Source organism: Synechococcus sp. H55.11 (genome assembly GCF_047462475.1).
Taxonomy (GTDB): Bacteria; Cyanobacteriota; Cyanobacteriia; order Thermostichales; family Thermostichaceae; genus Thermostichus.
The window spans coordinates 1-10,197 of record NZ_JANSJI010000056.1 but is presented as its reverse complement, the minus strand read 5'-3'; the positions used below and the strand labels follow the sequence as shown (position 1 = coordinate 10,197).

The 10,197-nt window shown below is 59.9% G+C and carries 8 protein-coding genes; 5 read left to right on the top strand and 3 right to left on the bottom strand.

The window, feature by feature from the left end; genetic code table 11:
- The 5 genes from NW853_RS02335 to NW853_RS02315 form a co-directional block, all read left to right on the top strand.
- The coding region (locus NW853_RS02335) for a glucose-1-phosphate adenylyltransferase (protein ID WP_414347549.1) at nucleotides 1-1,161 on the top strand (1,161 nt) is incomplete at its 5' end.
- Between the two features lie 153 nt (nucleotides 1,162-1,314).
- On the top strand, nucleotides 1,315-3,081 hold the full coding sequence (locus NW853_RS02330; RefSeq protein WP_414347546.1) for an ABC1 kinase family protein: 1,767 nt from the start codon (nucleotides 1,315-1,317) through the stop codon (nucleotides 3,079-3,081).
- A 42-nt stretch (nucleotides 3,082-3,123) separates the two neighbouring features.
- Entirely contained in the window at nucleotides 3,124-3,498 is a 375-nt protein-coding gene (locus NW853_RS02325; protein WP_414333591.1) for a hypothetical protein, read from the top strand.
- Between the two features lie 169 nt (nucleotides 3,499-3,667).
- Entirely contained in the window at nucleotides 3,668-3,991 is a 324-nt protein-coding gene (locus NW853_RS02320) for a YggT family protein (protein WP_414347543.1), read from the top strand.
- Nucleotides 3,984-5,354: a cytosine deaminase gene (locus NW853_RS02315; protein WP_414333593.1), complete on the top strand. Its 1,371-nt coding sequence runs from the start codon at nucleotides 3,984-3,986 to the stop codon at nucleotides 5,352-5,354. Before NW853_RS02320 ends, NW853_RS02315 begins: the two co-directional genes overlap by 8 nt.
- A 32-nt stretch (nucleotides 5,355-5,386) precedes the next feature.
- Here the strand turns inward: NW853_RS02315 and NW853_RS02310 are convergent, their stop codons facing one another.
- From NW853_RS02310 to NW853_RS02300, 3 genes are read right to left on the bottom strand one after another with little or no spacing between them, the layout of a single operon-like run.
- On the bottom strand, nucleotides 5,387-8,764 hold the full coding sequence (locus NW853_RS02310; protein WP_414347540.1) for a Swt1 family HEPN domain-containing protein: 3,378 nt from the start codon (nucleotides 8,762-8,764) through the stop codon (nucleotides 5,387-5,389).
- Between the two features lie 54 nt (nucleotides 8,765-8,818).
- On the bottom strand, nucleotides 8,819-9,391 hold the full coding sequence (locus NW853_RS02305; protein WP_414333597.1) for a Uma2 family endonuclease: 573 nt from the start codon (nucleotides 9,389-9,391) through the stop codon (nucleotides 8,819-8,821).
- A gap of 18 nt (nucleotides 9,392-9,409) precedes the next feature.
- Nucleotides 9,410-9,982 carry a Uma2 family endonuclease gene (locus NW853_RS02300; RefSeq protein WP_414333601.1) on the bottom strand — a complete coding sequence of 191 codons (573 nt, stop codon included), beginning with the start codon at nucleotides 9,980-9,982 and terminating at the stop codon, nucleotides 9,410-9,412.
- Nucleotides 9,983-10,197: the final 215 nt, after the last annotated feature.

Genomic DNA, 10,197 nt, shown 5'->3' with positions numbered 1-10,197 from the left:
AGCAACTGCATCAATTCCGATATCGACAAAATCTACGTCCTCACCCAGTTCAACTCCGCCTCTCTCAACCGCCACATCGTCAACACCTACCGCATGTCTCCCTTCACAGGCGGCTTTGTGGATATTTTAGCGGCCCAACAAACGCCCGATAACCCGGATTGGTTTCAGGGCACCGCCGATGCTGTGCGCCAATATCTCTGGCTGATGGACTCTTGGAAGCCACGGGACTTCCTCATCCTGTCTGGGGATCACCTCTACCGCATGGACTACCGCCCCTTCATCCACCATCACCGGCAGACCGGAGCCGATGTGACGCTGGCGGTGCTCCCCTGCGAAGAAAAAGTGGCCTCAGGTTTTGGCCTGCTCAGGATCGGCGAGAACGGTCGCATTGTCGATTTCAAAGAAAAGCCGCAGGGGGAGCTGCTGCAAGCCTGTCAGGTGGATACCCAAGCCCTCGGCCTTAGCCCGGAAGAGGCCAAGGCCAAGCCCTACATCGCCTCGATGGGCATTTATGTATTCAAGCGGGAAGCCCTCATCGAGATGCTGCAGGTGAAGGAGCACACCGACTTCGGCAAAGAGGTGCTGCCGGCAGCCATTGGCAAATACCATCTGCAGGCTTACCTCTTCAAGGGCTATTGGGAAGACATCGGCACCATCGAGGCTTTTTATCGGGCCAACCTGGCGCTGGTGCAGCAGCCCAACCCGCCTTTTAGCTTCTTTGACAGCGAAATGCCCATCTACACCCGCCCGCGCTTTTTGCCCCCCAACAAGATTCTCGATTCCCACATCGTCAATTCCATCATCGCCGACGGCTGTATCATCAAAAATGCCCAAATTCGCAATTCCATCATCGGCATTCGCAGCCGCCTGGAAGCCAACACCATCATAGAAAACACCCTCGTCATGGGGGCCGATTACTACGAGTCGGCAGAAGAGCGGCAGGCCAAGCTGGAGGCCGGGATCCCACCGGTGGGCATCGGGGCCAACTCCCACATTGTCAACGCCATCGTGGACAAGAACGCCCGCATCGGGCGCAACGTCCGCATCCTCAACAAGGATCACGTCAGCGAAGCGCAGCGGGAAGAGGAAGGGATCTGGATCAGCAACGGCATCGTCACCATCATCAAGGACTCGGTGATCCCGGACAACACCGTCATTTGATCGGGGGAGGTCGGCTCTGGCCAAGAACCTGGCTGGCGAGCGCTGAGGAGGCGCTGTTAAGCAAGATGAAGAGGAATCAAGAGGCTTTTGCCGTTACAATAGATTACGATAAATATTGAGAGCTTTAAAAACAGATTGTGAGATCCCTTGAGCGTGCTGAACAGGATTTCCTCGGTTGCCGACCTAGAAGTTTACGATCCGCAATTTATTGCTCGTTACTACCGCTGGCGCCTGCCGCAGGTGATCGGTCGGGCGCTGGCCATTCTCTGGCCCTTTCTCTGGTTTGTCCTCTGTCTGCGCTGGGATCGCCTGTGGGGGCAGACGGAGCGCAATGTGGCGGAGCGCTCGGCCCAGTTGCGCAAGCTGCTCACCGACCTGGGGCCCACCTTCATCAAGGTGGGGCAGGCCCTCTCGACGCGACCGGACTTGGTGCGCAAAGACTACTTGGAAGAGCTGACCAAGCTGCAGGATCAACTGCCCAGCTTTCCTTCCCAGGAGGCGTTTGCCCGCATTGAGTCAGAGTTGGGCCGTCCGATTAGCGAAATTTACGCCCAGATCTCTTCCGAGCCGGTGGCCGCGGCCAGCCTAGGCCAGGTTTACAAAGCGCAACTGCACAGTGGCGAATGGGTGGCGGTCAAGGTGCAGCGGCCCCACCTACGGGAGCGGCTGAGCCTAGATCTGTACCTCATCCGCTGGGCCTCCACCTGGCTGGGTTCCTGGCTGCCCCTGAACCTGGGCAACACCTTGACGGCGGTGGTGGATGAGTTTGGTTACAAGCTTTTTGAGGAGATCGACTACCTGAACGAAGGGCAAAACTGCGAGCGCTTTGCCGAATACTTTCGCGGCGATCCCGATGTGTATGTGCCGCGCATCTTTTGGGCCTACAGCACCCGCCGGGTGTTGACCCTGGAGTGGATCGACGGCATCAAGCTCACCGATGTGGAGCGGATTCGAGCCGCCAACTTGGAGGTCAGACAACTGGTGCGCATTGGCGTGGTGGCTGGCCTGAAGCAGTTGCTGGAATACGGCTTTTTCCACGCCGATCCCCATCCGGGCAACCTGTTTGCCCTGGCCGATGGCCGCCTGGCCTATATCGACTTCGGCATGATGGACCAGCTCACCGAAGAAATGAAGGAATATCTGGTGGACGCGCTGGTTCACCTGGTGGATCGCGACTACAACGCCTTAATCGACGATTTTATTCATCTGGGCTTTTTACAGCCGGATGTCAACCGCCAAGAGCTGATCCCTGCTTTGGAGACGGTGCTGGCGGATGTGTTGAACCAGGAGGTGGGCAACTTCAACTTCAAAACCGCCACCGACCAGTTCTCCGATTTGATGTACCGCTACCCCTTTCAGGTACCCTCCCACTTTGCGTTGGTAATCCGCTCTTTGGTTACTCAAGAAGGGGTGGCTCTTAGCCTCTATCCCCAGTTTCGCATTGTTGGTGTGGCCTATCCCTACGTGGCCAAGCGCCTGCTGACGGATGAGTCACCCCGCATTCGCCAGCGGCTGCTGCAAGTGCTGATTAAAGATGGCAAGTTCCGCTGGAACCGCCTGGAGAATTTGATCCAAATTGCCCGCAGCGATGGGGGGCTGGATTGGATCCCCACTGCCCAAATGGGTTTGCGCTACTTGATGTCGGAAGAGGCCCGCGAGCTGCGCCGCCAGTTGGTGCTTTCGCTTACGGAAGATGACCGCCTTCACTTTGAGGAGCTACAGCGGCTGTGGCATGTGGTCAGCCCCGACTTGTCTCCAACTCACCTCTGGCAGGCGGCACTGGGATCCCTGCCCGGCGATCTGCAACATGCTTTGGCCGAGTTGAGGGAACAGATGCAAGCCCACCTGGAGCGGCTCAGCCACTGGCGACTTCCCCAGCCCTGGCCGAATTTGCTGGCGGGAGTGGGACAGGAAAGGTAGAACAGAAGAAGATAGCTTAAGTTTGGTGAGCTGGACAAAAGCGTGGCAGATCAGAAAGGTGACTTCATTGCCGGTGTGGTAGCCGGCGCTGTGTTGGGCGGGATCATCGGCGGGGTGATCGCCTTTGTGCTGGCCCCCCGACTGAGCAAGGGATCCGCCGAAGGCCAGCGCCGCGATCCCGACCGTCTCAACGGCACCTCTGTCCCTCCTGAGCGGCCGCGCCTCCGAGTCTCGGGTGAGCCGGCTGTGCCCAGCTCCAGCGACTGGAGGGAGTGGGAACAGGAAACAGAGCGGATTGCCCAGGCCCGCCGCACCCTCGAAGCCAAGATTGCCGAGTTGAACGAGGCGATCCAGGCCACCCGCGCACAACTGCTTGTCAAGGAAATATCTTCTAGCGCTGTCGAGGAAAAGCCTTAAGCAGGGGATCCCTGTCCATGCCAAACTAGAGGCGGCACTGGCTTTCTCCCCTGAGGGGTGCCAGTGTTCTCGTCTCTCGGCTGAGTTGCCCTCCTGGATCAGGTCTGCCTCTGCCGACAGCGCTTAAGTTGAGATGAGTTGAAGAGTCGTTCCCTCGCTGTTTCTAACCATGATGCTCAGCCCTTTGTTGCTCCCTTGGACAGACGGCCTCTCTCTGGGGCTGGTCTACGGCAGTGCCGCGTCTTTGCTGTTTCGCTCCCTTTACCAGTTCATCGTCATTTACAATGCCCTGCTGATTGTGCGGATTTTGCTGAGCTGGTTCCCGCAACTGAACTGGTCGAACCCCATCCTGTCGGTGCTCAGCCAGCTCACGGATCCCTATCTCAACCTCTTCCGCGGCATCATTCCCCCCATCGGTGGCTTGGACTTTTCCCCCTGGTTGGCCTTTATTTTGCTGAGTTTTGCCATGCAGGTGGTGGGCCAGTTTGCCTAATTGCTGTACCACTGTGCAGATCCCTGGCGCTGCCCACTACTGGCTGCTCAATGCCCAGGTTCCCGTCTCGGTGCTCAAAGATGCGGTGCCAGGGGCCATCCCCAACCGGGAGGGCCTGGTGCTATTGGATCTGGAAATTAGGGAGGGGCGAATTGGCCACATCCGAGCGGCAACAGGGATCCCGCCTCAGGGGATCCCGAGTGTAGATCTAAGGCGGGGACAGGTGTGGCCCTGCTTTGTCGATATCCACACCCACCTGGACAAGGGGCACGTGTGGCCGCGCACCCCCAACCCCGACGGCACGTTTGCCGGGGCAATCCGGGCCGAGCAGGAAGACTGGGCCAAAATGGAGCGGGCCTACGCCGGCAGGCACGAAAAACTTTGGCAGGATATCTACCGCCGCTGCGACTTTGGCCTGCGCTGCAGCTATGCCCATGGATCCCAGGCGGTGCGCACCCACCTGGTCTGCAACGGCCCCCACGCCCAGGTGAGTTGGGAGGTGTTTGCCCAGTTGCGGCAAGAGTGGGCGGGCAGACTGGAGCTGCAGGCAGTGACGTTGACCCATTTGGACTTCTTTCTCACGCCGGCAGGGGAGAAGCTGGCGGACAAGGTGGCAGAGCTGGGCGGGATCCTGGGTGGGGTAGCGGCGATGGGGCCGGAGCTGGATGAGCAGTTGGAGCGGGTGTTTGCCCTGGCCCAGGAGCGGGGGCTGGATCTTGACTTCCACACCGACGAGACGGAGGATCCGGGATCCCTCACGTTGAGACACGTGGCAGCAGCAACCTTGCGCCATGAGTTTTCCGGCCAGGTGGTGTGCGGCCATTGCTGCAGTTTGGCGGTGCAGCCGCCGCAGGTGGCCCACCAGACCATGGCCCTGGTCAAAGAGGCGGGGATCGCCGTGGTCAGCCTGCCCATGTGTAACCTCTATTTACAAGACCGCCGCCCCGGCCACACGCCCCGCTGGCGGGGGGTAACGCTGCTCCATGAGCTGAAGGCTTTGGGCGTGCCGGTGATGATAGCCAGTGACAACTGCCGGGATCCTTTCCACGGCTTCGGGGATCACGACGGCCTAGAAGTGTTTCGGGAGGCCACCCGCATCCTGCACCTGGACACCCCCTACGGGGATTGGCCGCAGGCCATCACTGCCACCCCGGCCCGTAGGATGGGCTTGGTAGAGGCCGGGCAAATTGGGGTGGGCCTGTCGGCAGACTTGGTGCTGTTCAAAGGCCGGGGGTTTGACGAGCTGCTTTCCCGACCTCAGCATGACCGAGTAGTGTTGCGCCAAGGTCAGCCTATCGATACCACGCTGCCGGACTACAGCGAACTGGACGATCTCAACGCAGGGGCAGATTGCAGCTCATAGAGTAGGTTGAGCTCCTTACTGCTGCGGATTGTCTAAAGATCGCTCTCAAACTCCTGGGTGCAGAACTTCAAGGCTCGGCAGTTTTCTGCTACGGTGCGCCTTACGGTCTCCGGCATGCCTTCCGGTATTTCCGCTTCGATTTCCAGGGTGATTTTGACGGTGGATCCCGGCAGATTGGTCAGGTGCCGGATCACCTCTTCGGCGAGGGTGGCAATATCTCTGTTGATTCGCAAGGGATCGGCAATTTCTACCCTGCCATAGAAGCGCCGGGGCAGCTCAGGAGAGATTGGGGCAAGGGGTTGATTCTTATCCTGTCTACTATCTTTTATGGCTATTACTTCAGCTTGCCCTGACGGGGCATCGGTATCAGGCCGAGGGGGAGGGAAGCTGTGCTCGTTGAGTTGCCGTAGGGCAATTTCTGGCTTGACCAGCAGCCCATTTTCATTGAGGGCGGCGTTGACACTGGTTGACGCTCTCAAGCCAAGATACTTGCCCCTAGCTTCGTCAAAACTTTCAGCGTAGGCAAAGCTTTCCCGCCAGGTTTCTGAGGCAACGCCATCTTGAACAGCCTGTAACAAGACCAACTGATTTTTCAGGCGAGGCAGATAGGGGTACTGGGTCAAGCACTCCCACAGCCGTTTTAAACTCACATGATCTGCCTCCCGCCAGAGAAACTTGTCCAAAACATCCAAGCGCAGGTTGAGGGCAGAATAACTGACCACTAGATCACCTTCACGAACAGCCTTGCGGCTGGCTTGCAAAATGGGAGAGTCTTGTTCTTGCAAGCGAGTTTCTTTCCACTCAATGCCACCCTGGGGATCGGGCTGAGTTGGGATCAAAAGCCACTGGTAGGTTTCCCGTAGACTGATATCAACTGCCCTGTTCGACTCTTCTAGCTTGGTGTTGGCCTGCTTGGTTTGAAAGGCATCGAGGTTGAGGATGTCTTTCTCTTCCTCGATTCCCTTCCACGCCAAATACTGAGCTGTATGGCGTTCCAAGTTTTCCAATTTGGCTTTGTCGGGAGCCAAAAATAGGAGCATGTTTTTGTGGTAGCGAGGGCCGCTGCCGCGGCGCTGCAGAACTTGCTCTGCCCATGCCCGTCCTTCGCTGTTTTGGTTACCTCGGCTGTAGGGATATTGAGGAGAAAGGACGACCAGCCGCACCCCCAAGCTGTCGTCGGGGATGTCGGCGGTAGATTCGGGAGCGATGTGCAGGGCGCCGAATTCGCCTCGGCTTTTGTCGGCTCTGAGACGGCGGAGGAGCTCTTCCCAGATGGAGTGGCGCTCGTTTTGCAAAAGCTGCTCAGCCCGTTCCTGGGCGGTGCGGTTGACGTTGGGCTGGGTGGAAACCCAGTAGCGATTGCCATCCACATAGAGGTAGGTGGCTTGGTCGGAAAGGCGCCGCAAGGCATCGCTAAAAGTGTTTACATGTTCCCCCGGTTGGACACAGCCCAGCTTGATGCGGCGCTCCTCTAGGCCTCGGTTGGCAGCCCGCAGGGTGGGGGCGGATCCCATGTAGATGGTGCGGGCAACCCGGCGACAGGCGGAGTAGCGGCCCAGGTTGGGATGGGCGCCGTCGAGGCTCAGGGGAAGAGAATTGGGCCCATCCACATCTTTTTCGATGACCGGCAGCCAGTTGTCGTCGAGGTAGCGGGTCAGCTCCGACTGCACCTGCTGGTCGTCCATGGGGATGTGGGCGGGCAGGATCAGCAGGCTGCGGTCATCGCGCTGCCAGAGGATATGGATGACTCTGGCCATCAGGCGCAGGACGCCGCGGGTGCGCTGAAACTTGTCCAGCGTTGACCAGTCAGCATAAAGCCGGTCGAACAGTTCGGGGTGGATGGGGTAGGCGGCCTTGAGGCGACGTTCGTAGTCGCTTTCTTTGCACTCGCTGGGGAACTCCTGGCTTTGGCTGCGGTAGAGATCCATAAAGGCTTTGACCACCGCGTCCCGCTGCACAAACAGGTCAGGGTCAAGAATGGGCTGGAACAGGCGACGGCGGACGATTTCAAAGCCTTCTTCAGCACTGGCCGGTCGCCAGGGGGACTCGACTCGCCCGATGGCGTTCTTGAGCCGAACCAGAGCTTCCTTGCCCCGTTCGCCGCCTATTTCGATGTCGGAAGAGGGGACGCTGACCACCAGCAGGGTATCTTTGGCGTTCTTGGCCGATTCGCTCAGGGTCTGGGCAAAGGTAAACTGGGTGTCGAAGGTGCCGCCAGCCAGGTCAGGAGTGTCGTGCAGTTGGCGGGCGTAGGCCACCCATTCGTCGATGAGAACTAGGCAAGGAGCATAGCGGTTAAACAAAACCTTGAGGCTGTCGCCAGGGTTGGTGGAAGTCTCATCGGCCTGCCGCATCAGTTCATAACCCTCAGGCCCGCCCAATTGCCAGGCCAGCTCTCCCCAAAGGGTGCGGATCAGGGGGCGGTTTTGCTGGCTGTGTTCGGGCCGGTAGGGAGGGATCCCGCTGGCCTGGAGCTTGTTCCCCACCAGGACAGCTATTCTGACGTTTTGCGGTGGTCTCTGTAGGCCAACAGCTTGCAAAAGAGGTTCTGTGTCGGGTAGGAGGCCCTCACTCCCTCTCCCGGAAGGGGGGGAGAAAAGGTGGTAGAGGGCGAGCATGGCGTGGGTCTTGCCGCCGCCAAAGTTGGTCTGCAGTTCGATTACCGGATCTCCCCCTTGGCCGCTGAGGCGCCTCAGGGCGTTGATCAAAAGCTGTTGCAGCCCTTTGGTGAGGTAGGTGCGGCGGTAGAACTCGACGGGATCCCGGTACTCAAAGGACGCCGTCCCGCCGGGGCGAGCGGAGTCCTCGCCAAGGTAAACCTCCCAGAGGTCGGCGGCAAATTCGGCCTGTTGGAAGCGGCCAGAGGCCACATCCGGATGAGGGGTAACGATCTCCCGCCAGGGTTTGAGGCCAGTTTGGGGTTGGCCTTCCAGAGAAGCTACAACGGCGCGGCGACTTTCTCGCTTGGCCTGTTCTTCGTAGCGTAGCCGCAGCAGCTCTTGCTTTTGCTTTTCCACCTCGGCTGCTTGGGGAGCGGCAATGGCGCTCAGCAGGCGGGCCACGCTATCGAGGGCGCGGTAGGCGTCGTCAAAACCAAAGGTGCAGGTGTGGGCCCAGGCGTTGCGAGTGTTGCGCAGCTCGCTGACTAGGGTGCGCTCTGCTTGACCCAAGGTTTGCCTGAAGACGGTGTTCCATTGCTCCCACATTAGGGTCAGCAGGGCCGCAACATCTTGCTCGAGGATCTGCTCTGGGCTTTTGAACTTGGGAGAGCTCTGGGGCAAGGTGTCGGCGGCCACGTTCAGCCAGTTCTCGCCATGAAAGGCTTGCATTTCCCGCACAACAAACGGATAAAGCCCCTGTCGGAGAAGATTGAGGGCGCGTCCAACACGTTCGTGGTTGCTGATAGCCATCGGTCAAGGGCTGCAAGAAGGGGCAGGTGGGAAAAGAGGGCAACTCGGGGCAGGCTATTCCCAAACTAAGCTGAGATCGGCGACAAAGCCAGGGAGGACGGGATCCCCTTCCAAGCAGGTGGGCCGCTCCAGGATTTGGGGGAGCTGGCCTGGACGATAGACGTAGACCCGCTGGCTTTCCGGGTCGATCAGCCAGCCCAGCCGGGATCCGTTCTCAAGGTATTCCTGCAGCTTGGCCTGCAGAGTGGCCAAGTCATCCGTGGGGGAGCGCAACTCCAAGACAAAATCGGGACACAGGGGGGCAAAGCGGCGCCGCTGCTGGGGGGTAAGCTGCTGCCAGCGCTCCTTGGCAACCCAGGCGGCATCGGGAGAGCGAATGGCCCCGTTGGGCAGGGCAAAGCCCGTGGAGGAGTCGAAGACAAGTCCTAAGCTCGTGCGGCGGTTCCACTGCCAGAGCTGCCCCAGCAGGTCGGCATTGCGAAGCCCGCTCTCACTGCCGACAGGGGCCATGGCCACTAGCTCCCCTTGGGCGGTGCGCTCCAGGCGCAGCTCAGGGTTCTGCCGGCAGAGCTGTTCAAAGACTTCATCGGTCAACTCCAGGCTGGGCTGTAGGTTAAGCGCGATCATGGGCAGGTTCTCTGGGAGCTATTCCCAGACTAGGGTAAGATCCGCAACAAAGCCAGGGAGGACGGGATCCCCTTCCAAGCAGGTGGGCCGCTCCAGGATTTGGGGGAGCTGGCCTGGACGATAGACGTAGACCCGCTGGCTTTCCGGGTCGATCAGCCAGCCCAGCCGGGATCCGTTCTCAAGGTATTCCTGCAGCTTGGCCTGCAGAGTGGCCAAGTCATCCGTGGGGGAGCGCAACTCCAAGACAAAATCGGGACACAGGGGGGCAAAGCGGCGCCGCTGCTGGGGGGTAAGCTGCTGCCAGCGCTCCTTGGCAACCCAGGCGGCATCGGGAGAGCGAATGGCCCCGTTGGGCAGGGCAAAGCCCGTGGAGGAGTCGAAGACAAGTCCTAAGCTCGTGCGGCGGTTCCACTGCCAGAGCTGCCCCAGCAGGTCGGCATTGCGAAGCCCGCTCTCACTGCCGACAGGGGCCATGGCCACTAGCTCCCCTTGGGCGGTGCGCTCCAGGCGCAGCTCAGGGTTCTGCCGGCAGAGCTGTTCAAAGACTTCATCGGTCAACTCCAGGCTGGGCCGCAAGTTGAGGGAGATCACGGCTTGAGGGATCCCGTTCAGAGGATTTGAGGGGGCGCTGGCGCTATTGTAGTCTTTTGGATCCCTCACCCCTGGATCCCTCTCCCTGAGGGAGCAGCCCAAGCGCTCCGCGCCGCTCACGCGACCACCCCCGGCCCCTCTCCCTGAGGGAGCAGCCCCTCACCCCCGGCCCCTCTCCCTGAGGGAGCAGCCCCTCACCCCCGGCCCCTCTCCCT

Bases quoted from the DNA above. Each gene is read 5' to 3' on its own strand.
- NW853_RS02310 (WP_414347540.1), bottom strand. From the start codon at position 8,764: ATGGCTATCAGCAACCACGAACGTGTTGGACGCGCCCTCAATCTTCTC.
- NW853_RS02320 (WP_414347543.1), top strand. From the start codon at position 3,668: ATGATGCTCAGCCCTTTGTTGCTCCCTTGGACAGACGGCCTCTCTCTG.
- NW853_RS02305 (WP_414333597.1), bottom strand. From the start codon at position 9,391: ATGATCGCGCTTAACCTACAGCCCAGCCTGGAGTTGACCGATGAAGTC.